This window comes from Paenibacillus polygoni (assembly GCF_030263935.1).
Taxonomy (GTDB): domain Bacteria; phylum Bacillota; class Bacilli; order Paenibacillales; family Paenibacillaceae; genus Paenibacillus; species Paenibacillus polygoni.
Window position 1 is genome coordinate 3,421,188 of sequence record NZ_CP127162.1, and the last position, 23,016, is coordinate 3,444,203.

The 23,016-nt window shown below is 41.9% G+C and carries 25 protein-coding genes and 1 other annotated feature; of the genes, 1 reads left to right on the plus strand and 24 read right to left on the minus strand.

Features of this window, described 5'->3' with window-relative positions; genetic code table 11:
* Positions 1-74: 74 nt before the first annotated feature.
* The 8 genes from QPK24_RS16370 to QPK24_RS16405 all read right to left on the minus strand — a co-directional run bounded on the left by QPK24_RS16370 (position 75) and on the right by QPK24_RS16405 (position 5,942).
* Positions 75-308 carry a hypothetical protein gene (locus tag QPK24_RS16370; RefSeq protein ID WP_285742921.1) on the minus strand — a complete coding sequence of 78 codons (234 nt, stop codon included), beginning with the start codon at positions 306-308 and terminating at the stop codon, positions 75-77.
* A gap of 88 nt (positions 309-396) precedes the next feature.
* Positions 397-1,053, minus strand: coding sequence for a flagellar brake protein (locus QPK24_RS16375; protein ID WP_285742922.1), 657 nt, complete (start codon positions 1,051-1,053; stop codon positions 397-399).
* A gap of 124 nt (positions 1,054-1,177) precedes the next feature.
* Positions 1,178-2,533, minus strand: coding sequence for a germination protein YpeB (gene ypeB / locus QPK24_RS16380; RefSeq protein WP_285742924.1), 1,356 nt, complete (start codon positions 2,531-2,533; stop codon positions 1,178-1,180).
* A gap of 339 nt (positions 2,534-2,872) precedes the next feature.
* Complete coding sequence (prsW, locus tag QPK24_RS16385; protein ID WP_285742926.1) at positions 2,873-3,577, minus strand: glutamic-type intramembrane protease PrsW; 705 nt, start codon at positions 3,575-3,577, stop codon at positions 2,873-2,875.
* A 47-nt stretch (positions 3,578-3,624) separates the two neighbouring features.
* Positions 3,625-4,242: a genetic competence negative regulator gene (locus QPK24_RS16390; protein WP_285742929.1), complete on the minus strand. Its 618-nt coding sequence runs from the start codon at positions 4,240-4,242 to the stop codon at positions 3,625-3,627.
* Positions 4,243-4,435: 193 nt separating this feature from the next.
* Complete coding sequence (locus QPK24_RS16395) at positions 4,436-4,795, minus strand: hypothetical protein (RefSeq protein ID WP_285742931.1); 360 nt, start codon at positions 4,793-4,795, stop codon at positions 4,436-4,438.
* A gap of 140 nt (positions 4,796-4,935) precedes the next feature.
* Positions 4,936-5,352: a hypothetical protein gene (locus tag QPK24_RS16400; RefSeq protein WP_285742933.1), complete on the minus strand. Its 417-nt coding sequence runs from the start codon at positions 5,350-5,352 to the stop codon at positions 4,936-4,938.
* Positions 5,349-5,942: a CPBP family intramembrane glutamic endopeptidase gene (locus tag QPK24_RS16405; protein ID WP_285749373.1), complete on the minus strand. Its 594-nt coding sequence runs from the start codon at positions 5,940-5,942 to the stop codon at positions 5,349-5,351. Before QPK24_RS16405 ends, QPK24_RS16400 begins: the two co-directional genes overlap by 4 nt.
* A gap of 230 nt (positions 5,943-6,172) precedes the next feature.
* Positions 6,173-6,412, plus strand: a binding site (T-box leader).
* Positions 6,413-6,612: 200 nt separating this feature from the next.
* On the opposite strand from QPK24_RS16405, the gene serA reads away from it, so the two are divergent.
* Positions 6,613-8,208, plus strand: a complete 1,596-nt coding sequence (serA, locus tag QPK24_RS16410) for a phosphoglycerate dehydrogenase (protein ID WP_285742935.1) — start codon at positions 6,613-6,615, stop codon at positions 8,206-8,208.
* A gap of 211 nt (positions 8,209-8,419) precedes the next feature.
* Here the strand turns inward: serA and QPK24_RS16415 are convergent, their stop codons facing one another.
* The 16 genes from QPK24_RS16415 to ribE all read right to left on the minus strand — a co-directional run bounded on the left by QPK24_RS16415 (position 8,420) and on the right by ribE (position 23,016).
* Positions 8,420-9,886 (minus strand): ATP-binding protein, encoded by a 1,467-nt coding sequence (locus tag QPK24_RS16415; RefSeq protein ID WP_285742937.1) that lies wholly within the window; start codon positions 9,884-9,886, stop codon positions 8,420-8,422.
* Positions 9,886-10,602, minus strand: a complete 717-nt coding sequence (locus tag QPK24_RS16420) for a response regulator transcription factor (protein WP_160033327.1) — start codon at positions 10,600-10,602, stop codon at positions 9,886-9,888. The genes QPK24_RS16415 and QPK24_RS16420 overlap by 1 nt, the downstream gene beginning before the upstream one ends.
* A gap of 80 nt (positions 10,603-10,682) precedes the next feature.
* On the minus strand, positions 10,683-11,948 hold the full coding sequence (gene ccsA, locus QPK24_RS16425) for a cytochrome c biogenesis protein CcsA (RefSeq protein WP_285742940.1): 1,266 nt from the start codon (positions 11,946-11,948) through the stop codon (positions 10,683-10,685).
* Entirely contained in the window at positions 11,945-13,621 is a 1,677-nt protein-coding gene (resB, locus tag QPK24_RS16430; RefSeq protein WP_285742942.1) for a cytochrome c biogenesis protein ResB, read from the minus strand. The genes ccsA and resB overlap by 4 nt, the downstream gene beginning before the upstream one ends.
* Positions 13,622-13,644: 23 nt before the next feature.
* Positions 13,645-14,172: a redoxin domain-containing protein gene (locus QPK24_RS16435; protein ID WP_285742944.1), complete on the minus strand. Its 528-nt coding sequence runs from the start codon at positions 14,170-14,172 to the stop codon at positions 13,645-13,647.
* A gap of 115 nt (positions 14,173-14,287) precedes the next feature.
* Complete coding sequence (locus tag QPK24_RS16440) at positions 14,288-15,034, minus strand: pseudouridine synthase (protein WP_160033335.1); 747 nt, start codon at positions 15,032-15,034, stop codon at positions 14,288-14,290.
* A gap of 118 nt (positions 15,035-15,152) precedes the next feature.
* On the minus strand, positions 15,153-15,686 hold the full coding sequence (locus QPK24_RS16445; protein WP_285742948.1) for a spore maturation protein: 534 nt from the start codon (positions 15,684-15,686) through the stop codon (positions 15,153-15,155).
* 4 nt (positions 15,687-15,690) lie between these two features.
* A complete protein-coding gene (locus QPK24_RS16450; protein WP_285742950.1) occupies positions 15,691-16,332 on the minus strand; it encodes a nucleoside recognition domain-containing protein in 642 nt (213 codons plus the stop codon).
* A gap of 27 nt (positions 16,333-16,359) precedes the next feature.
* On the minus strand, positions 16,360-17,559 hold the full coding sequence (locus tag QPK24_RS16455) for a D-alanyl-D-alanine carboxypeptidase family protein (protein WP_285742952.1): 1,200 nt from the start codon (positions 17,557-17,559) through the stop codon (positions 16,360-16,362).
* Positions 17,560-17,707: 148 nt separating this feature from the next.
* Positions 17,708-18,145, minus strand: a complete 438-nt coding sequence (gene ytfJ / locus QPK24_RS16460) for a GerW family sporulation protein (RefSeq protein ID WP_285742954.1) — start codon at positions 18,143-18,145, stop codon at positions 17,708-17,710.
* Between the two features lie 97 nt (positions 18,146-18,242).
* Positions 18,243-18,935: a DUF2953 domain-containing protein gene (locus QPK24_RS16465; protein ID WP_285742956.1), complete on the minus strand. Its 693-nt coding sequence runs from the start codon at positions 18,933-18,935 to the stop codon at positions 18,243-18,245.
* Positions 18,936-19,076: 141 nt separating this feature from the next.
* A complete protein-coding gene (scpB, locus tag QPK24_RS16470; protein WP_285742958.1) occupies positions 19,077-19,682 on the minus strand; it encodes an SMC-Scp complex subunit ScpB in 606 nt (201 codons plus the stop codon).
* Positions 19,651-20,451: a segregation and condensation protein A gene (locus QPK24_RS16475; protein WP_285742960.1), complete on the minus strand. Its 801-nt coding sequence runs from the start codon at positions 20,449-20,451 to the stop codon at positions 19,651-19,653. The genes scpB and QPK24_RS16475 overlap by 32 nt, the downstream gene beginning before the upstream one ends.
* 104 nt (positions 20,452-20,555) lie before the next feature.
* A complete protein-coding gene (ribH, locus tag QPK24_RS16480) occupies positions 20,556-21,023 on the minus strand; it encodes a 6,7-dimethyl-8-ribityllumazine synthase (protein ID WP_191799205.1) in 468 nt (155 codons plus the stop codon).
* Between the two features lie 25 nt (positions 21,024-21,048).
* A complete protein-coding gene (locus QPK24_RS16485; RefSeq protein ID WP_285742963.1) occupies positions 21,049-22,290 on the minus strand; it encodes a bifunctional 3,4-dihydroxy-2-butanone-4-phosphate synthase/GTP cyclohydrolase II in 1,242 nt (413 codons plus the stop codon).
* Between the two features lie 57 nt (positions 22,291-22,347).
* On the minus strand, positions 22,348-23,016 hold the full coding sequence (gene ribE / locus QPK24_RS16490; RefSeq protein ID WP_285742965.1) for a riboflavin synthase: 669 nt from the start codon (positions 23,014-23,016) through the stop codon (positions 22,348-22,350).

The following is a 23,016-nucleotide window of genomic DNA, read 5'->3' on the forward strand; positions in this document are numbered from 1 at the left end:
AGCCTCAAGAAAAAAGCAGGCATTGCCTGCGACGAGAAAATTATACCACACAACCAACAGTGATGCAAAAATGGTCACTCTTTATTCAGTATATTGGGTAGTTGGAATGAAGCAGGCAAGGGGGTTCCCTCAAGCCGAAATACTGCTGACATATAGGGTGCTGTGAATCTATTATGCAGCAAAATTTGAAAAACGATCAGTAACAGAAGAAGACAGAGCAGCAGTGTCTTTAACTTACGCTCAACCTGCGTACTGAATTTGATAAATAAAGCTTCATAGCTGCGGGCTTCTTCACCAGGCTGCTTCATTCTCATCTCTCCTGCAGAACAATTTTGTTCATTGTGCCCTCAGAAATAATGATTCATTCACTTCATGAATCGATCGTTATGAATTTATTTATCTGCCTCTAAAGTCAAGTTGACGCTCAAAACAGTACTTTATTATTTTTTGACGTTCCATGTCGGAGATTTGTGTAAATTCAAGCATGGCTTTCTGCCGCCCACTTTCGAGGGTAATGCTTCGAACCACGATGCCTTCAAAAGGAACATGTTCAAGCTCTCCGTTCTTATAAGGAAGCAACAGCCAACAAGAAAGGATCTGTCCTTCCTTAACTTCATGTTTGGAATACCCTACAAAAGAAATGCCTCCTCCGCCTACATCATCGGTATAGGTTAGAAACCGGGTAAAATCGTGTTTGAACTTAACTGCCAGTTCTAACTTGGACTGGACTCTTAAAAAATTACGCCGCTGCACCTGAAAAATTTCTTCTGCAGACGGTTTACGAAACTTCACCATTCTTATTACATCTTCTTTGAAACCAGTCACGTATGTATTAAAGTAATGCTTTACTCCACCTTCTGTTAGAAAGTAAACCGACAGCTCATCGCCCATATGAAGTTTTTTCAGATGCCCGCTTCCTTCACGAATCGGAACTTCCATATAAATATCATCTTCATCTGTTTCGGCAATTCTTGAACGGTATTCGTAATTCGCTTCTTTCTCACCTTCTGAGGGTAACTGTATGAACAACACATCATTTACTTTCGGATACAAACCTCATTCACTCCCTGTCTATAGTCGCACTTTCATGAAATATAACAGGAATATTATACCATGTGTTTTTGAAAATACATTCAGAAAAATGCAAAAAAGCTTCTCCAAAGGAGAAGCTTTCCATCTACATTTTAGAACCAGCGGTTGGAGCAGGGATTTCCTCCACTGCTTCTTCAACACCTGTCTCTGTATTAATGTATATCCGGTACATCGTATCGTTAATTTTGCCGCCAAATTGATAGCACAGTACTTCTTCGTTATACTCGTTTTTTATTAACGCTTTCCGCGTAAAGGATACTTTAAAGTCAGGATTCAGCTGTGCTCTTGCCTCTTTCAGCTTAATTTTCGGCTCTGCAAATTTACGATCATCCTTATGTTCGTTAAGGAAATCGGATGCTTGGATCCCAATAACCTCTCCGTTATCCAGACCTACACGGACCGTAATTTTCTCAGGATAAACGAGCACATCATCATGTTCTCTTACATAAGTGAAGTTACCTAGATTGTCATATTCATTGTAAGCAACAGCTTTCATATCACGATATCCTTTGTGCTCAAGGAAACGATCGGCTTTAGACATTGCTGTATCCCGATTTACTTGTTTTGGACCTACTTCTCTTTCATCGTTATATGAAATTAGCAGGCCGCCATCCACAGTAAAATCCATACGAATCAAATGACCATCTGGTGCAGTAAGGCTTGCGGTGTAGGACCTGTAATCTGTCCCTTTCCCGTTCTGGATCACCTGAATAGCGGGACTGTCTATATCCGTGAACTTTTGTGCTTTTCGTTTAATGTCTTCCGTAGTAACAGGTACTCCGCCTAATTTACGCACCGTACGATGCTCATAAAGACTCGAAACGGATGGTCCCCAATCCATAGGTGGATAGTTACCGACTTTTTGATCCACAGCTCGAAGACCGTCTACTATTACATTTTGCTGTTGCTTATTCCCTTGCGCATTGATAACAGCCTCTGCGTCACCCCACTTCAGGTTATCAGAGAGTACAGATAATTGTACCTGATCCAAATCTTTGTTAATCTCAGCTGAGTTTTTGTACAAAGTTCTAAGATTCTCTTTTTCTTGAGCTGTTAAGGGCTTCTCACGAAGATCTCTTAACGAAGTTTGATACGCAAATTTAGATATGCGAGATAGAAGTTCTTCTGTTTTGTTAACGGGAAGCGATGTGAGTGGAAGCTGATTAAGTTCGCTCTGCGCTTGACTCGCAAGCATCCATACATTCATAAGCCCCTTTTTATGCATGCCATCTGATGTACTGCTAACCGCAAGCGTATTTCCTAGTTCCGAATGAATCCGGTCCATGTGGTACGAGAGATCATGAAATAGACGTTGATATTGATTTTCCGACTTCAAAGCAACTGCATTACGTTGTTGATATTGTTGATATCCCCAGATCAAAGAACCAATGAGCAGTATTGATACAATTGGGAATAACACCGAACTTAACCTTTTATACATCTTGTGTTGCTCCTTTCTTCAGGTACGATGACCTTATTGTGACAAGAAGAAAGGAAGGTTATGCATGGATGATCTTAAAATTAGAAGCTTTCTTCCTCAATATCAAACATGTCCCTATTATCACAGACACATTGTTTGAATCCAGTTTCAATTCTTCCCCGTTCTTTTTTACCGCGTAAGACAAACCTTTCACCGCATTGCTTGCAGTGAATCTTCACTTTTACTCTCATGATTTAAACCCTCACTCCTTGGCTGATTTTGGATGTAAACACAAAAAAAACACTTGTCTCTAAAATAGACAGAAAAACTGTCAACTAGAAACAAGTGTATCCAAATCAATTACAGGTTAACCTCTTCCTCACGTTTCACGAATCGGAACGGGGAACGATTATTAGCACGGTATACTTTCCCCATACCCCCATACCAAAGGATGAGCATAACAGGGACGATAAACCAATACCAAGTCTGCTCCACTCCGAGAATCAGATCGTATAGTCCGTGCCAGAATATCGGAAGAAGAATCGACATACCAAGAAACTTGCGCCCCAAGTTCTTTTTGTCGCTAAATTTTGCCCTGCCCATATAATATCCCATTATAACACCAAACATCGCATGTCCCGAAACAGGGAGTAACGCTCTATAAAGCATGAAACTCATTGAAGCATTTCCAGCCCATGCATACAGCAAATTTTCCACTGTGGCGAAACCTAGCGAGATGGCTACCGCATATAATATTCCGTCATATGGCTCATCAAATTCAGTGTGATGATAAATAACAAAAAATAAAACGAGCCATTTGAGTATTTCCTCAATCCCAGCAGAAACAACGGATGCATGCAAAAACGGATGATTTCCGAAATCACCAAGCAAAAGCATTAACCCTCGCTGCAGGAACATAATGGGAAATACGATAAGGAGTCCGAAAAAAAACATTCGAATAACCATATGGAGAGGTTCGGCATCGTAACGGTCTTTAAGATAAAAATACGTAAGCAGGGAAAGCCCCGGCGCAATTGCTGCCGTCAAGACCGAAAACAAAAGCACCGAACATCCCTCCAAGATAATGGTTTCACATACTTACTCATCAAAATTTAAGAATCATGACGTTTGAAGTGTTCACAAATCGTTCCGATTGCATTTTCTGCCATAACGAGCTTACCATATTCTCCGAGTACGGCTGAGGTAACCGAACTTCCCTCGCCAAATTCAGCAAGAAGGGCAATAAGCGCTCCGTGCTGTTCCGTGTCGACTTCGTCCGGCTCAAGATGCAAGAACCATTTGTCCTTATAATGATACAAACGTCCAGCTTCCGTTACTTTTGCTTTTAGCATGTGAGCTGCCTCAATCAATACTTCAAAATCCTTAAATACATACATCACAGAATCACTCTGTTCGAGTGTTACTTCCATTTCGTATATTTCGTCTGCTATATCATCTTCGTGTATTGCACCATACCGTTCACGATCATATTTGCCTCTTGTGACAATAACGACCATTCCTTGAGCTGGTAACGCGAAGACCTCAACGGCCAAAGGGCCAGTAGCATCAAATCCAAGTTCGCTGTAGGCCTGGTCCATCATTTCCGTAAACAGTTCATGAACTTTTGGTTCTTCCTGCCACATATCTTCCTTCTGGATACCACGCTCGCTTAAATCATCAAAAGTCAGGAAAATCCGTATCTTGTCATTGCTTAAGCGTTCTATTTTCATACAGGATCTCCCCTTTATTAAGCATGTGTTATAAACAGATTATGTTCTATTCTGTGAGTATGTGCTCAAAATGGATTATGTAAGTATGTTATCATTTTATACCCACAAATGCACGTAATAAAAACGATAAAAAAAGAATCATTTACAGTCCAATAAGGATCTGCAATGATTCTTTCCTCAAATCCTTATTTCTTTACAATCCAGGGATGGCTGTATGCGATTCCGCCAGCACTTTTTCCACTTCTTTTTTCACGTCTGGATTCGAACGGATAAAAGATTTAATCAAATCTAAATTCTCGGCTTTTTGTTCTGAACTCGATAATTTTTGAGCCGAAGATTTCGAATTTGATCCTGCATTCGTTGTGTTCTCATCTGTCAATGCTTTGCTCAGCATGCTATCCATTCCAGGAAAGGTCATATCCATTACCTTTTCTTTGGCATCATGCAGATATTTTTTCGCTTGTTTTGCCGTAGGCATATTCCCTTTTTGAGAAAGGACAGAACAAGCTACAGCACCAACAGTTAAGCCCATTAGAAACGAAGAAGTTCTCACTTATAAAACCTCCTTGTGTGATAGGATGCATTCCTTATTGTTCACGTAACTAAGAGAAGTCATGCGCGGATCACACAAGAAAGTTTAAGTTTTCAGGCCAAGTACAGCCTGAAGCCTTAGCTACTAATCGATCTAGGGCTCTAAGGAATCAATGTATTTAGCGGAGGAGCTCCTATAATTCCCCAATAGACAAGAAATCCAGTTAGAAGAATAAAAAGGAGAATAAGTGAGTTAATGAACCACTTGCTGAGTCTTACTCTTCGAGACGGAAACAGTTCTGCCCTTGTGGGAAGCGTCTCCGCTTCTTGGATACGTCCATTCGCTTCCTTCTTTTGTTTTTGTTCAGCCTGGAGTTTGCGCTGCATTCTTGATAATTCAGGAACGGGCTGACTTTTACTCACAGGTTTTTTATACACTGCCTTGTTCACAACTGAATGATCTATCGGTGTACTATTTTTAGCGATCTTATGAAGTGACTTGGAAGGGGTTGATTCCTTTCCCTCTTTGCGACGACGATGTTGACCATACTTTTGTGTTCTACTTAGTTGTTGGTTCATGTTTCCCTCCGAAAACGAATGGCGAGTCCGGATATTAAATCAATAAGGAAATGGCACAGTATGGGAGCCCATAATGTTCCGGATTGCTCATAGATATATCCTAAGCCGTAACTGGATACAAAAACCCAGCCTGTAGGAAGCCAGTGATTCAAATATCTAAAATGAATGAGAGCAAAAATAATACTTGTCCAATAAGGACCAAAGGAATGCTGAATGGCACCTCTAAACAGAAGTTCTTCGCAAATCGACACAACGGCCGCGATACATACAATATGCCAGATCGGTCTTTTGCGGAATAACATACGGTTAATACCGCCATCATCCATGCTGTCCTCAGGCATTACTGCTGACAACAAGAAATCAACTACCAGCATGATTGCAGCAAGTCCAAGACCATACATTACAAATTGCCAGCCTTGGGGTAAACTTAATAACTCCAGCGGATTTCTTTTTTGAAAGAGAATCCAGATAATACCTATAATTAATGTAAGTGCTTGTGTTAAATAAAGGTTGATAAGAAGAAGGCGATCCGTCAGCTGGTGAGGCTCAATCTTTTGAAATTTTATTTTCTTCCAATGTTGTTTTTTCATTCTCGCCAATTCTTACTCCTATTCTAATAATGATGTCTTTGCCTCTGATGTAAATAAAGGGAATATTTAAATGATATCCAAAATACTCAATAGATTCAAGAACCTTCGATAGATGGAGGGAAAATTTAGGAGGTTGCTTTGGTTTTTCTTCCTCTTTTTAGTAGACTCTCCTATTGACATGGTGATGTCACACATGATACATTATGAAAAAATTGTTATTTAACAATATCTAAACAGCGATGACGGAGAAAAGAACTGTACGGATTATTCAGAGAGCTGATGGTTGGTGAGAATCAGTAATCATACAGTATACTTTAGCGCTCCCGAGTTACTATATTGAATCATCAGTAGATATAGTCGCGTGATTCACGTTATGAATCTGGTCTATTTTGTAGACCATTAAGGCCGTTGCTCTTCTTTGAGGAGTAATAGCGAATTAGGGTGGCACCACGACAACTCTCGTCCCTTACTACGGTAGTAGTATGCGGATTGAGAGTTTTTTTGCGTTATCCCTTCAGATATTTGGTATAGCTTCTTTTGTTACAATGTTGTACTATGTCACTTCAACGCATTAATTTTTCACCGAGTTTAAGGAAATGGCTTAGCTTTATATGTGAACGCCGCTTCTTAATCTATACATGTTGTTCAAAATCAAGGAGGACGATGATCAATGTTAAAAGTTTTGGTATCTGATCCAATCAGCGATTTGGGAATTCAGCAGCTTATGGATGCTGAGGATGTTGTAGTTGATAAAAAGACAGGTCTTTCGGAAGATGAACTTATTCAGATTATTGGAGATTATGATGCACTTCTTGTACGCAGCCAAACTCGTGTAACTCCTGCCATTATGAAAGCTGGCACTCGTCTCAAAGTAGTTGGTCGTGCCGGAGTTGGTGTTGACAATATCAATCTCGAAGCAGCTACGGAACGAGGTATTATTGTTATTAACGCGCCTGATGGAAATACCATCACTACTTGTGAACATACATTTGCGATGATGATGGCACTAGCTAGACATATTCCTCAAGCTTATGCTAAGACGATAGGCGGTACATGGGATCGTAAAACATTCCTTGGTGTAGAACTTCGCAACAAGACACTTGGTGTCCTTGGTATGGGTAGAATCGGCAGTGAAGTAGCAAAAAGAGCTAAAGCATTTGGCATGAATATTCTCGGCTATGATCCATTTTTAACGCAAGAACGTGCTGAGAAAATGGGAGTTACCCTGGCTTCCGTTGATGATATTATTCGTAACGCCGATTTCATGACCGTTCACACACCGCTGACTCCAGAAACAAAACATATGATTGCTCGTCCACAATTTGAAGTCATGAAAAAAGGTATGAGAATCATCAACTGTGCGCGTGGCGGTATTATTGATGAAATGGCTTTAATTGAAGCGATTGATGAAGGAATTGTAGCAGGCGCAGCCTTTGACGTATTTGAAAGTGAGCCTCCTGTAGCGGATCATCCATTCCTAAGTCATCCGAATATTATCGTTACCCCTCACCTTGGTGCATCTACAGTAGAAGCACAAGAGAACGTAGCGATTGACGTATCTGAGCAAGTGCTTCATATCTTGCGGAACGAACCTTTTAAAAACGCGGTTAATATGCCACCTGTGGCTCCAAGCGTGATGAATATTATTCAACCTTATTTCAAACTTGGCGAAACGCTGGGAAGCTTCGCAGCTCAGATGGCAAATGAAGCAATTCAGGAAATCCATATTGACTACTCTGGCGACTTGTCGGAAGTGGATACGCAGCAGCTGACGCGTTATGTTTTAAAAGGCATACTTGAAAGACATCTTGGAAGTGAAGCTAATATCGTAAACTCTCTGCATCTAGCGAAGATTCGCGATATTAACGTTGTCGTATCCCAAGCGCCGCGTACAAAAGGTTTCACTAACTTGATTACCGTGACACTCAAAAACCAACATGAGCAAGAAAGACGTATTGCTGGAACACTTCTCACTGGATATGGCGAGCGTATCGTAAGACTCGATCATTTCCCAGTTGACTTTGCTCCTGAAGATCATCAAATTTTCATTTCTCATAACGATAAACCGGGAATCATCGGCCGTGTAGGTACGCTTCTTGGTGAGAATGATGTCAATATTGCCTCCATGCAAGTAGGACGTAAAATTATTGGCGGAGCTGCGATTATGATTCTGACGGTTGATAAAGAAGTACCTAAAGAAGTACTCAAAAAACTTACAGAACTTCCTGAACTGAATACAGCTCAAGAAATTGTGCTTCAAAAATAATCTAGCAATCATCTGTAATATAATAAAAAGCTGGCCATTTTCGGTCAGCTTTTTTCTTATGCTCCATTTTTTTTAAAATACGGCCCTTGTCCTCATTCTTATTCGCACGATCTAACAGGTGATAAGTAGAATTGTTCCACGTTGAACAAGATTAATCGGTACTGTTCAACAAAAAAAGCACCCTCCAAAAGGTGCTTTTTCGTAGATAAGATCAAGTAAGCTTTGATTTATCCGATTTGTGTTGTTTTATAGGAAGTACAACCGTGAACTCTGTACCTTCTCCATGAATACTGTCAACTTCGATTGTCCCTTTGTGCGCATCAATGATATGCTTAACAATGGCAAGCCCAAGACCCGTTCCACGGCCTACATCACGAACTCTCGCTTTATCTGCCTTATAGAATCTTTCAAAGATAAAAGGCAGATCCTCCCGAGGAATTCCTTTCCCTTCGTCTTGAATACGAATCTCCAGTTCATTCTCGCTAATCATAGAAGAGATAATATAAATATGTTTCCCTGACGGGGTATGTCTGAAAGCATTATCAAGTAAGTTGGTAAATACCTGTTCGAGTTTGTCCTCGTCGGCTGCTTCGAGTATCAAAGGTTCATCTGCATGCTTATACTCTAAGCGTAACCCCTGATCTTTAGCAGCGACACTAAACTTGCGATATACACGATCAAGCAGCTGGTTTACATCCACTCTGTCCAGGGTGACATCAATATGCCCTGCTTCCATCCGAGCAAGATCCAGCAGATCCTTAACTAATCTGCCCATTCGCAGGGATTCATCATGAATAACTTGTATGAGTTCTTCGCTTTCTTTTGGAGAAGCCGCCATTCCATCAAGCAGTGCCTCACTGTATCCTTGAATCATCGATAATGGAGTTCTAATCTCATGAGAAATATTCGCTATAAAGTCACTGCGCATCTTCTCTAAGTGTGCTTCCTCCGTCACATCCCTCAGTACCGCAACGGCCCCTCGGTTTCCTGGTTCTGTATGCAAGGGAGCCATCTGTACGGACCATACACTCTGTTTCACATGTACTTCTGCACTTTGGTCTTCTCCATGGCTTACCACCGCTTTAAACAAGGGTCTCAGCGGTTCAGGGACATCATTATCAGTATCCCCATTCTGTTCCTGAGGAGAGTATCTAATATCAATCTTGTTCCATTCAATTCCTTGCCAAGCTGACATCAATTTCGCACCTTGCGGATTCGTAGAAATAATCTTCCCTTCACTATCAAAAGAGACGACTGCATCCCTCATACTGCGCAGGACGCTTGCCACACGTTCTTTCTCATGGTTGAGGTTCCGAATCGTATCTTCTAACTCCCCCGCCATATGATTAAAGGTATTCGCGAGCTCACCGATCTCATCGCTTGTAACTAGAGAGAGTCTTGTATCATAATTTCCTTTACGAATCTCATTTGTCGCTTGAATCAGCTTCTGCATCGGTTGTGTTATTTTACTTAGAAGAAAGAGGGCAAAAAAAGTAGTTAAACTAAACCCAACAATACAGACAAGCACAAACATCTTCTTAATTTCCCCGGACTCATCCGCAGAGAAATTAATATCAATATATGGGAGCAGGAATACTCCGAGTGTCATGAGGATACAGGCGACTAATAGTATGATGGTGTACCACAGTTTGCCAACTAGTGATTTCCAGAACTTCACTACTTCGGAACCTCCAGCTTATATCCCACTCCCCATACTGTTGTTATCATGGATGCCGCCTCTGGAGACACTTTATTCAGCTTCTCACGAAGACGTTTCACATGGGTATCCACCGTACGTAAGTCGCCAAAGAACTCATAATTCCACACATCTTTAAGTAAATCTTCTCTGGAGAAGACCTTGTCCGGCGATACAGCGAGATAATGCAGCAGCTCGTACTCTTTTGGAGTAAGACTTACTTCTGATCCATTCGCTGTAACCCGATGAGCATCATGCTCAATAAGTAAGTGAGGAAAAACTATATTATTGCTTGAATTACTTTCTTTAGATAGATAAGCGGTTGCAGAAGCTCTACGCAAAATAGCTTTAACTCGGTAGATTACTTCACGAGGGCTGAATGGCTTAACAACGTAATCGTCTGCCCCAACTTCAAAACCCTGTACACGATTGATTTCTTCTCCTTTGGCTGTAAGCATCAGTACGGGAGTTGATTTCACTTGACGCAGCCTAGTACACACTTCAATACCATCCATACCCGGCAACATTACGTCCAGCAAGATCAAGCCATAATCTTCTGATGTCGCTTTACTGAGTGCGGATTCACCATCCTCCGCCTCGTCGATGTCATAGCCTTCTTTTTCCAGATACATCTTTAACAAACGCCGAATTCTTTCTTCATCATCGACGACAAGTATCCGGTTCTCATGATCTGCCATTCGTACGATTCGCCTCACTTTCTTAAACCAGTTCTCATAGTATGCTCTATCCTGAATAAAAACATAAACTTCATTTCCAGTTATTCTGTTCCAGCATAGGAATGAAGTCCAGCGATAATCAAGTTCACGCCAACCAGTGTAAACATCACGATCAGGAAGCCGAGTACAGCAAGCCATGCGGAATTACGTCCCTGCCAACCTTTAGACAAACGAAGATGCAAATAAGCACTGTAATAGAGCCAAGTAATTAGTGCCCATACTTCCTTGGGATCCCAGCCCCAAAACCGTCCCCAGGCGATCTCTGCCCATATCATGGCAAATATAAGTGCACCTAAGGTGAAGATGGGAAATCCTATCGCAATTGCACGGTAACTGATTTCATCCAAATCGTCAGGATCAATATCCGCCAGATAAGGACTCAGTGCCCGGCTAAGTGGTTTCCTAATGATTAATCGAAGCACCCCGTATAAAAGCAGACCCGAAATCACAGACCATAGGACTGTATTCAGTTTGCGTCCTGCATTTACACCATTCATCCATGAAGGTGCTTCAAATAAAGGTTCTTTCATTCCTAGGAATGAAGTATAACTTTCTGTATCACTGTTATGTGGTGCTACAAGAGGCGGCATGTGATAAATGACTTTCTCTATTTTACTATCATTTGTCCCCCCGGTGTCAACGTCTGTCACCTGCTGCTGAACAAATACCGCTTCGTACCCGCTTGCTCGAAAGGCAAATACGGTACCAATAAACCCTATAACAATAATAATAACAACTAACGTAAATTCAAGCCACTTTTGCTGTCTTTTATCCACTTTTGCAGAACTATCGAATTTAACCGTTCTTAGCAAATACATCAGCCCTGCGGCAAAGCCCACTGCAAAGAATGATTCACCAAGAGCAGCAAGGGTAACGTGGATGTTCAGCCAGATCGATTTCAGAGATGGAACTAGAGGCTGTACCTCCTGTGGAAAGACTGCTGCATATGCCATTAGTATAATGGTAATCGGCAGTGCAAAGAGTCCGAGAAGCGATGTTTTATATATCATGTAAAGGATCGCAAAAGCAACAATGACCATCATAGACAAGAAGGTCATAAATTCATACATATTAGACACGGGGATATGTCCTGACCCTGCCCATCTGGTGAAAAAATAAACGAGCTGTGAACCTAGACCGATTAAGGTAAGAATTAAGCCAAATCTTCCCCATTTTTTAACATGAGCTTCCGGCTCTCGATTACTAAACTTGCGACCCATAACGGCGATTGCATGTACGATAAAAGCTCCACAATATAAGAAAAAGGCAATCATAAATGCATTACTGCTTACGTTAAGCATGTTCACGCTTTATTCCCTCCGTTGTCCAGTGACTTTTCATCCACTATAAGATTACCTTTCTTCAGCACATCAGCCACTTCTCGCCTTAGACCAATCCAGTTTTTATTGGTATGGGCACCCAAGGTAAGAGTTCCCTGGTCAATTCGAATCCAAATTCTGCGATGCTGCCAGTAGAATCCCATGATCAGACCAAGCATAACAATCGCTGCTCCGAGCCAAACAAACGGCATGGCTTTATCAACACGAATATTAAGATACGTAGTGGAGTTAATGATGTCGACATTATCCATTCCGTTCACATCAAGCCTAAGCGGCATGTTTCCTTCACTTAGTCTTTCATTAATTAGATCCTGCTGAAAACGTTCCTTATCAATTTCCTTCGGAAAATAAAGATATTTCACCCCGTCTGCTGGAAGATCCTTGCCTGTCACTGAAAACAAAAAGGCAGGTGCATTAGGATTTGGAGTCTTGGATACCGGTTCTCCCCGGTCATTTAAGCCAAAATCCATAAATTTGCTAGTTAGTTTCAGATGATAGGGTCCCGCTTCATAGTCAAGCTGCGGATTATTCATACTAAGCTCAATGGTTCCATAAGATTCGCCTGTTTTCGTATCTATCACTTCTGGCGAAACGGCCCTAAGAATAGGAGTCAAATCATAATCGTACTGGTACGCCTTAAGTCCTTTGTAATCTAGCGGGTCATTCACCTGAATGAAATGGTGATCTACTTGTTTTAACTGCGGCTCTTTCGATGGATCTGTACAATCGGCTGTACATTCATACAATTTAGCTTCCGTCTCGAACAGCTTAGGAACAATTCTCCCTACATTCTTAAACTCTTCCGGTGTTTCTTCCTCGCTGTAATATTCCACCCGGAAATTTACATTTTCGAGATAGAAAGTAGTATCCGGTAAATTTACAATTTCGCCTTGCGGAAAAGCAACATGCTTGTCCATATGCAGGCCAGGCAGCCCTCTTGCCAATACGGCCAGCAAGAAAATAATCAGTCCAATATGTATCACATAGGGACCCCACCGGCTAAAACGATACTTTTCTGCAAGCAGTGCAGATTCGTCGGTTTTTACACGGTATCCTTTTTTCTTAAGCGGGGTAACCGCTTTCTCAATCCATTCTTTTGTTTGCTCTTCCGACATTTCTGTCTGATAGGTAATTCTTTGTCTTGTTAGGAACTGCATATGTTTAGGAATACGTTGCTTGTTTAGTGCCTTATACAGCGGCAGTACCCGATCTATGCTGCAAATAACAAGAGAAGCACCGATCATAACAAGCAGTAAAATAAACCACCAGGATTCGTATGTATGTGATAGTCCTAATATGTAATAGATGTTTCCTGGCAGGCCATACGTTTCTTTGTAGTAGACAGAAGGATCGAGATTAACAAAAGCATTCTCCTGTGGATAGATCGTTCCAAGCATGGCTCCAACCAAAGTAAAGACGATCAAATAGATCGCCACTTTAACAGATGAGAAGAAATTCCATACTCGGTCAATCGCATTTGGATTACTTCGCTGTGAACGCCTCGCCCTGCCGTCATAACGCATTTCAAGCAGTTCAGTGGAGACAAGAACTTTTTCGTCTTGCGGTTTACCGCAGGCTTCACACAGTACGGTGCCCACTGGATTTTGGTGGCCGCATTCACACTTTGTGTTCTGAATCATGATGACGTTAACCTCCTATTCCTTCAATTTGAATTGACTAGCTGCTTGATTTTGTACTCCAACGTGTCCAAATTCAGCTGACCTTCAAATTTCTCGGAGATTTTTCCGTCTTTAGATACAAAAAAAGTAGAAGGCATCGGTGAAATACCAAACTCACCTGTCACCTTTCTTCCCTTGTCATACATAATTGGAAAATCTACACCGACTCCGTGAACAAACTGATCCACCGTCATCTGATCTTCCCCTACATTTACGCCGATGAATACCACGCCCTGCTCTTTCCATTTGTCCCATTGTTTCTGCAAGGCGGGCATTTCATCAACACATGGTTCACACCAAGTCCCCCAAAAATTAATAACCATGACTTTATCTTTGTATTCTGCAAGGGTATGAACTTTGCCGTCCATTCCAAGCAGTTCAAAATCAGGCACACGATCACCGACACCGGGTTTTCCATCCGAACCAAAAACAGACGAGCCAATGGCGTAGGCACCCAAGATGACAATGAATATCAAAATAATAACCTGAACGGTTCGTTTTGATTTTCCCATCGTTAATGCGCTCCTTTTATGACAATTATGTCCAATTATCCAGCCTATGGATAATTATAACGAAAAATGTCACAAAACTTCGTCTGTTTTTTGAAAATTATGTGTCCTTACGGATTTATTTTTTGTTATTTTTCTCTGCAGCGGATTGAGCAGATTGCATCAAGTTATTGATCTCTTCTTTGGTCAAGTGGCGATATAATCCCCGTTTCAAGTTTTGAAGGAGGAGTCCGCCAAAAGATATCCGTTTTAGTCTGGTTACCGGATGATTGATGGCTTCGAACATACGCCGAACCTGCCGGTTACGTCCTTCATGAATCGTAATACTAATGACCGCTTCTTTCTTGTCGGTATCCACATCCTTATATTCCACTTCTGCAGGATATGTCATTCCATCGTCCAGCATAATCCCTTTTCTCAGCTGATCGAGTGCAGTTCCGTGTGGAACTCCTTTTACTGTAGCCAAATAAGTCTTAGGTACATGATGTTTCGGATGCGTCAGCAGATGTGCAAATTCACCATCATTCGTTAGCAAAAGCAGTCCTTCGGTATCATAATCCAGTCTTCCTACCGGATAGACTCTTTCTTTGATCCCTTTCAGATAGTCTGACACAATTTTTCTGCCTTCTGGGTCAGAAGCACTTGTGATGACTCCTTTTGGCTTATTCAGCATGATATAAATTTTCTTCTCACTACGAATCGGCTTGCCGTTTACCGTAATGATATCCTCATCAGGATTTGCTTTCGTACCAAGCTCGGTCACTACTTCTCCGTTGACTTCAACCTTACCGGACAAAATAAGCTCTTCGCTTTTACGTCTGGAAGCAATTCCTGCTTGTGCAATAATTTTTTGTAATCTCTCCATATTCAATAAGTCACCTCAGGAATTAATGATACTCATCAGAAGGAGAAATAACAAGGTTATGAAAAGGAAATAACCCTCGGGGCATTCTCCAAGGGCTTGCGACCAGTGTTAACGGGTTTTAACCAAATACAAGAAGACATATAAAAATAGCTGCAACAAAGCCGACTAGATCAGATAAAAGTCCTACTTTGAGTGCATATCTGCCATTTCTAATACCGACAGCCCCAAAATAAACAGTAAGTACATACAGCGTCGTATCCGTGCTTCCTTGTACTGTTGAAGCGATTCTGCCAATCATGGAATCTGGACCATAAGTTCCAATCAAATCCGTTGTAAAGGCAAGAGAACCTGTCCCTGTCAGCGGCCGAAGTATACCGAGAGGTAATATTTCAGAAGGAACCCCCATCCACTGAAAAAAGGGGGTAAAAAAACTCAAAAAGAAATCAAGTGCTCCCGAAGCGCGAAATACACTGATGGCTACCATCATAGCTACAAGCTGAGGAATGATAGAAATGGCAGTTCCAAATCCCTCTTTGGCACCATCAACAAAGGATTCATACACAAGGACCTTACGGTAATAGGCATATAATGGAACAAAAGCAATGATAATCGGGATGGCCCATGTAGAAATGAGATTAATGAACGCTAACATGTGCTCACCCTTTCACACTTGTTTCCGGAGGCGGCGGCTGTGTTCTATCTACGAAGCGTTTAGGTGTCCTCGGCAATCTGCTTCGGTAATAGCGATCCAGTATAATGGCTGCCGCCGTTGCAAAAGCAGTAGCGACAAGGGTCGTCCCCACTATTTCGGCGGGATTGGCAGAATGATAATTCAGCCGGATCGCTATCAGTGTGGTCGGAATTAGCGTTATGCTTGCTGTATTTATAGCCAGCAGTGTGCACATCGCTGGACTTGCGACTTGTTTATCCGGATTCAGTTCCTGCAGCTGCTGCATTGCCTTTATCCCCATTGGAGTAGCCGCATTTCCAAGTCCCAGTAAGTTGGCACTCATATTGGAGAGGATATATCCCATCGCAGGATGATTTTTAGGAACATCAGGAAATAAAAAAGCAACAATGGGTCCTAAAAGCTTAGCAATCTTAGACAGTAATCCAGCATCTTCCGCCATTTTCATCATTCCCATCCAGAAGACAAGAACACTAATGAGTCCAAAACATACCGTTACCCCCGTAGCGGCACCATCAAAGGCGGACTGAGTAACGACCTCAATGTTCCCTTTTACCGCAGCAAAACAAAATCCTATCACAATCATGGCAAGCCAAATGACATTTATCAACGCGAACCCCTCCCGCTTCGGATTCCTTTATTCTCTTGTGAATATTTGGCCGAGGACTTCTCGGAGCGAACTTAAAAATGTACTTTTATGAATTAAATTATAAGATAAGACGGAAGTTTCGGCTGAAGTGTCTTTCGGGATATAACTTCCCTTTTTATACACGGGGATATGACCGATTTTTACTCCATTCAGCATAAACTCAACGCGTCCTTTAAGCCCAAAGTCTGCATCCTTGTCCACAATTTTCTTAGCTTCTTCAAGCTGCTGGTCATATAAAATCAGCTTTGTTTTAATACTTTCCGCTTCAGAAGCTAGTAAAGGGTACTTAAAAGAGTTACCTGTGACATATTGAAATTTTTGAATGGACTGGCCTTTTTGTGCGAGATCAACAAGCGGATAATGCTCAAATCCATAGTTCAGCATTTTAGCGTGATCGCTCCAGTCATCCCCATCATTTAAAGTTACCGCTGCGAGCTGTTGCCCTTCGCGAGTTGCAGAACTCACAAGACACCTGAATGCCATCTTGGTATAGCCGGTTTTTACCCCGTCGGCTCCTTCATAAAGCCGCAACATCTTGTTTTTATTCAGCCAATTGTAATCCCAGGATTCATTCGGATTGGGTGCTTTTTTCTGCTGCGTACCGACAATGCGTTTGAAATCTGCATTATGCAGTGCATACGCGGTCAGCTTGGCCACATCATTTGCTGTAGAATAGTGACCTTCAGCATCAAGCCCATGGGGGTTCTTAAACTGAGTGTGATTGAGCCCGATTTCCTCCGCCTTCTGATTCATTAAGTGAACGAACCCTTCTTCTGATCCCCCAACGTGTTCAGCAATCGCGGTTGCTGCGTCATTTCCTGAGCGGAGCATAAGGCCGTACAGCATATTCTCCAGTGACATTTTCTCTCCAAGTTTCAGATACAAAGAGGAGCCTTCCTTACCGGCTGCATTTTTACTTACGGTTACCATGCTTTTTAAGTCCATTTTCTCCACTGCAACGAGGGCAGTCATGATTTTGGTTAGACTTGCGATTCTCATTTCTTTATCTCCGTCTTTGCTGTACAGAATACGGCCCGAACTCACATCAATAAGAGAAGCGGTTTCTGCATTGGTATGAAGTGCTGGGGGTTCCTTATGTTCGGGTTTATGATCAGCATAAGCAGTAAGAGGTGATAACATAAGTGTTACTACCAAAGGCAACACACTACATTTTTTCAATAGTTTCATAAGTTCTCCTCCGGGTCCTTTTGCAGAATCTTGTACTATACTATGTCCTTGTCCATCGAAGTATGTCCTTGTTTACTCAAACCGCTTGTCGTTATCAAAACAAATTCCCTTCCAGCACAAGACTGGAAGGGAATTTGCTTTGTTGCTGCTACTGGGAAGAAGAAAGAGTCGTTGTTGTGTTTGTTTGATTATTTTTGAACAGCTGCTGCATTTGATCAATTAATTTCGGCGCTTGATCAATAATTTTCTCGAACAAATGCGTATTGTTATCTAGAGGAACGATATTAACTCCATCTTTCCCCACAACAAGAAAAGCAATCGGGTGTATGGATACACCGCCCCCGCTGCCTCCGCCAAATGGAACGGCTGATGGTGAATGAGCACCGCTGCGGTCATACTGAGGATCTGTTTCTAGATGATAATCACTGCCTCCTGCTGCAAATCCAAAACCAACACGGCTAATCGGTAAAATAACGGTACCGTCTGGTGTTTCTACTGCATCTCCTACAATGGTATTTACATCAACCATCGCTTTAATATTTTCCATGGCTGTTTTCATTAGACCTTGAATCGGATGATCGGACATAGAATACATACCTCCTGCTAATCAATAGTTTGACATAATATAGGTTTCCCAACTTTTCCTCTTGCTATGTGCGAATTGAAGAAAAAAAGATTCTAAGTTATCCTCTGTTGTTTAACTCTCGTCGCCAAGCCCTAATTCCACCATGCGCATCCACGATACTATGACTTATGGTACGGAATATTTTCATCAACCTGAAAAACCGAATATAAGCCTGAAACTCGAAAAGCGTATCCAAGGACCACTTTTCCTCCCAGATCGCATTTACTTTTAGATTAGGACCGTCTGTAAACGTCACTTTGTAAGACAACCACCCGAGCAAGGTGTTTTTAATCCCCCACAACAAGCCGGTCAGTACAGAGGTGGTTACCACATCCTCCGTACCAAGCCTGGTTCGCCACACAAGTTTCGTTATGTGAAGCTTAGAAAAGTCGTTTGTCTCCCAGATACGAAGTGCATAAGCACTTTTCATAAGGTCCTTGATTTGATAATTGAATCCTTTTTTGCCTCGTTTATTAGTGGAAGAATCCTCTTGTGATCTATCGTCACCCTTTTTATGAGACAATTTCTCTGCTACGAGTTGAGCAAACTTGCTCTTGAGCTCTTCAAAACGTTCAGCTGGAAGTTCGTAATGAAATCGGACGGCGCCATATACCAATTTCACTCGGAATTCCATTTTTGCTTGAGTGTCTCGCGTCTTTATACTAGCTTCAATATGTATATTGGATAACAAAGCCAAGATGAGGAGTAGAATTATAACAGCTAAAAATATCAATCCAATCCAAATCCACACGCGGGTTTCCTCCTGTTTTATAAATATGTTTCTGCATGCTTACATGCATACATTCGTCTAGTATGTTCATAAAAAATGGAAAGCATTCTGCTGCTGAGCAAAAAGAAACCGACACTCTATAAAAGAGCATCGGTTTCTTCTTTAACTATTTTGCTGGTTATCTTCCTCAAAACCTGTCTGTTCAAGCTTTGTGAACAGAAGCTGGGTTTCTTCTTCTTGCGCTTCAGTTTCCTCAAATAAATTTGGTTCTGGCAGATCCTTCAGTGTCCCAAGACCAAAATAATCAAGGAATGCTTTTGTTGTTCCGTAGAGAATTGGTCTGCCAATGGCTTCCGCTCTTCCTACTTCGTGTATCAAATCTTTGTTGACCAGCGTATGAATCGCTCGTTCCGATTTGACTCCGCGAATTTCTTCAATCTCAATTCTTGTAATCGGCTGACGATAAGCAATGATGGACAGCGTTTCAAGTGCTGCCTGGGAAAGAGAAGAACGTGACGGCGAATAGGCTAGTTTTTCAAAATACGGAGCATGATCCGGAAGTGTACTCATTTGATAATTGCCGGCAATTTTCAGAATTTGTAGACCTCTCTGATGTTCTGCATACTCTTGTTTTAGCTCCTCGAGGGCACCAGCCACGATATCTTGAGACTCGTTAACGATTTCCGAGAGCTGCTTAACGCCCAGCCCTTCCTCTCCCGCTAAAAACAAAAGTCCCTCAATAATCGATTTCAATGTTCGCAAGTCCATCGATCTGTTTTTCCCCTCTCCATTCCATCACGATATCTTCAAACAATCGTTCCTGGTAACATACAATTTTTTTCATTTTCATCAACTCCAAAATCGCTAAAAACGTTACTACTACTTCTTGACGGATCATTTCTTCATGAAAAAGCTTGGAAAATAACATCTTCCCGCCATAACCTTTGGCTTGCAGTGCTCCTGCCACATCACGAATCCGATCTTTGACCGATATTTCATCCCGATGAATTTTAGCCACAGCCGGCTGCCTGGAAGATCTGCTTAGCGCTTTTTGAAAAGCTGCTATTAAATCTGAGGTATGAAGTCCCTGCACCGGATTACTAGGCTCTACCTGAACATATGGTGTCAGGTCTTCCGGCTCCTTAGAGAAGATCAAACTTCTCTCCGATTCCCTTTCATGCAGATGACGAGCAATTCCCTTAAATTTACGGTATTCCATGAGTCGCTGTACAAGTTCTGCACGAGGATCATACATTTCCTCTTCCATGTAGTCATCATAGATTTCATCTTCCGCAAACACCGGTGGTTTAGGAAGAAGTATTTTGGATTTAATCGCAAGCAAGGTTGCCGCCATGACAAGGAATTCACTTGTAATATCAAGTTCTAATTCCTGCATGGAATGAATGTAGTCCATATATTGATCTGTAATATGACTGATCGGAATATCTTGGATATCAATTTCATGTTTGTCAATCAAGTGCAATAAAAGGTCCAAAGGTCCTTCAAACGTTTCAAGCTTATAGGTTACAACCGTCAATGGACGCATCCTCCCGCTACAGTTACAAAATACAAGAGCCCTGCCCCCGTACCTTTTGTATTGTAACAAAAGATACGAGTACAGGGCACTACATTAAATAAGCACTATTTTAGCTGTTTCGTCAAGTTTGCCATCTCAATCGCTGCTACGGCAGCGTCCCAACCTTTATTACCTGCCTTGGTTCCAGAACGCTCAATCGCTTGCTCTATGTTCTCTGTTGAAACCAGTCCAAAGATGGTAGGAACACCTGTTTTCAGGTTAATTGCTGCAACTCCTTTGGACATTTCATTACATACATAATCATAATGAGTTGTTGACCCTCGGATGACGGTAGCCAGCGTGACAACTGCGTCATATTTGCCGCTCTCCGCCATCTTTTGTGCTACAAGCGGAATTTCAAAAGCACCAGGAACCCATGCCACATCGACTTCGTCATCTTTTACTCCATGGCGCTTGAAAGCATCAAGTGAAGCAGATAGTAACTTACTTGTTAAAAACTCATTAAACCGGGCTACCACCACTCCATATCGTAATCCCTCAGATACTAAGTTTCCCTCAAAAACATTTGCCATTATTTACATCTCCTTTTTATGACTTTTACAACTCTTTATTCTCGTTCTGTTCTATATCATCAAACGTTAACATATGACCAAGCTTTGCCTGCTTCGTATGGAGATAGGAAGTATTCTCTGCATTCTCTGCAATTTGAATAGGAACACGTTCCACAACTTCTAGACCATATCCTTCTAGACCTTTGATTTTACGCGGATTGTTGGTAAGAAGCCTGATTTTACGAATTCCCAGGTCTTTTAGAATTTGAGCACCGATGCCATAGTCCCGAAGATCTGCCGGAAAACCAAGTTTTAAATTTGCATCCACGGTATCGAGTCCCTGTTCCTGAAGCTTATAAGCTTTTAATTTATTAATAAGCCCGATTCCTCTTCCTTCTTGTCGCATATAGAGCAGAACGCCGCTTCCATTGTCATGAATTTGCCGAAGAGCTGCTTCAAACTGAGGACCACAATCACATCTATGAGAGTGGAAAACATCGCCTGTCAGGCACTCAGAGTGAACACGCACCAGTACAGGTTCATCCGTATTCAGCTCCCCTTTGACAAGAGCGATATGCTCTTTGTTATCTACTTCATTGGTATAGGCGATCGCCTGGAACACGCCAAAGTCAGTAGGCATCCGAACGCTAACTTCCCTTGTTACGAGTCTTTCTTGCGAATTGCGATAAGCGATCATATCTTTAATAGTAATCAGTTTTAGATCATGCTTTTTAGCCATTTCAAATAGATCAGGCAGACGAGCCATCGTTCCATCTTCTTTAATAATTTCACATATTACACCAGCTGGATAAGCTCCGCTCATTCGTGCAAGATCTACAGCGGCTTCCGTATGTCCTGCTCGTCTTAATACCCCGCCTTTTTTCGCGATTAAAGGAAACATATGCCCTGGTTTTCTGAAATCCTCTCCTGCAGCCTCAGGATCAATAAGCGACTTCACCGTCATGGAACGTTCTTGCGCCGAGATTCCTGTCGTTGTCAGCTTATGATCTACAGACACCGTAAAGGCTGTACCATGAAAATCTGTATTATGCTGAACCATAGGTTTTAAATCCAGCTCATTTGCTCGTTCTTGCGTAATCGGAACACACACGAGGCCGCGGCCTTCCGTAATCATAAAATTAATGACTTCTGGCGTAGCCAGTTCAGCCAGGGCGACGAGGTCCCCTTCATTCTCACGGTCTTCATCATCAACAACGATAACGACCTTTCCTTTTTGTAGATCCTGAATCGCTTCTTCTACGGTATGAAAATGAAATGTAGTTTCCATCAATGATTACCTGCTTTCACTTGATAGTCTTGTAATGAGGTATGAAATTTTTATTTTTTATGAAAAACCATGATTGCTCAAAAACTCATAACTGAGTCCAGCAGATGAATTCTTCTGTGAGGGACCGTTATTTTCACGATACCCGAGTAAGTGGTTCACATACTTTCCGATCACATCACATTCAATATTAATAAGATCTCCCGTATTTCGATAAGCCAGCACCGTCTGATCTAGCGTATGAGGAATGATGGAGACAGTAAAAGCACTCTCCGTAACATCTACAACGGTTAAGCTGGTTCCTTCCACAGTGATGGATCCTTTGGGAATGATATACCGAAATAATGCTGTACTTACCGGAGCTATTTCAAATACAACTGCATTTTGGTCTCGTATAATAGATCGAATATGGGCAGTACCATCAACATGACCTTGCACAATGTGACCGCCAAATCGACCTTTTGCAGACATCGCCCTTTCGAGGTTAACCCGACTTCCGCTTGCCAGTAATTTCAGATTCGTACTTCTATAAGTCTCAGGCATCACATCGACTAAAAATCCAGAAGCTTCGATCGAGGTTGCGGTTAGACATACGCCATTTACAGCTACACTGTCACCAATATTTAAATCCTCCATAACCCGTTTCGCTGAAATACCAAGCACCATCGCTTCGCCCTTTCGGCCTATACTCCGTACTTTTCCTACTTCTTCAACTAAGCCGGTAAACAA

What these genes read in the sequence shown, in the direction of transcription:
- QPK24_RS16370 (WP_285742921.1), bottom strand. Translation starts at nt 308, where the DNA reads ATGAAGCAGCCTGGTGAAGAAGCCCGCAGCTATGAAGCTTTATTTATC.
- ypeB (WP_285742924.1), bottom strand. Translation starts at nt 2,533, where the DNA reads ATGTATAAAAGGTTAAGTTCGGTGTTATTCCCAATTGTATCAATACTG.
- QPK24_RS16390 (WP_285742929.1), bottom strand. Translation starts at nt 4,242, where the DNA reads ATGAAAATAGAACGCTTAAGCAATGACAAGATACGGATTTTCCTGACT.
- QPK24_RS16400 (WP_285742933.1), bottom strand. Translation starts at nt 5,352, where the DNA reads ATGAACCAACAACTAAGTAGAACACAAAAGTATGGTCAACATCGTCGT.
- QPK24_RS16405 (WP_285749373.1), bottom strand. Translation starts at nt 5,942, where the DNA reads ATGAAAAAACAACATTGGAAGAAAATAAAATTTCAAAAGATTGAGCCT.
- serA (WP_285742935.1), top strand. Translation starts at nt 6,613, where the DNA reads ATGTTAAAAGTTTTGGTATCTGATCCAATCAGCGATTTGGGAATTCAG.
- QPK24_RS16420 (WP_160033327.1), bottom strand. Translation starts at nt 10,602, where the DNA reads ATGGCAGATCATGAGAACCGGATACTTGTCGTCGATGATGAAGAAAGA.
- resB (WP_285742942.1), bottom strand. Translation starts at nt 13,621, where the DNA reads ATGATTCAGAACACAAAGTGTGAATGCGGCCACCAAAATCCAGTGGGC.
- QPK24_RS16435 (WP_285742944.1), bottom strand. Translation starts at nt 14,172, where the DNA reads ATGGGAAAATCAAAACGAACCGTTCAGGTTATTATTTTGATATTCATT.
- QPK24_RS16440 (WP_160033335.1), bottom strand. Translation starts at nt 15,034, where the DNA reads ATGGAGAGATTACAAAAAATTATTGCACAAGCAGGAATTGCTTCCAGA.
- QPK24_RS16445 (WP_285742948.1), bottom strand. Translation starts at nt 15,686, where the DNA reads ATGTTAGCGTTCATTAATCTCATTTCTACATGGGCCATCCCGATTATC.
- QPK24_RS16455 (WP_285742952.1), bottom strand. Translation starts at nt 17,559, where the DNA reads ATGAAACTATTGAAAAAATGTAGTGTGTTGCCTTTGGTAGTAACACTT.
- ytfJ (WP_285742954.1), bottom strand. Translation starts at nt 18,145, where the DNA reads ATGTCCGATCATCCGATTCAAGGTCTAATGAAAACAGCCATGGAAAAT.
- scpB (WP_285742958.1), bottom strand. Translation starts at nt 19,682, where the DNA reads ATGGACTTGCGAACATTGAAATCGATTATTGAGGGACTTTTGTTTTTA.
- ribH (WP_191799205.1), bottom strand. Translation starts at nt 21,023, where the DNA reads ATGGCAAATGTTTTTGAGGGAAACTTAGTATCTGAGGGATTACGATAT.
- QPK24_RS16485 (WP_285742963.1), bottom strand. Translation starts at nt 22,290, where the DNA reads ATGGAAACTACATTTCATTTTCATACCGTAGAAGAAGCGATTCAGGAT.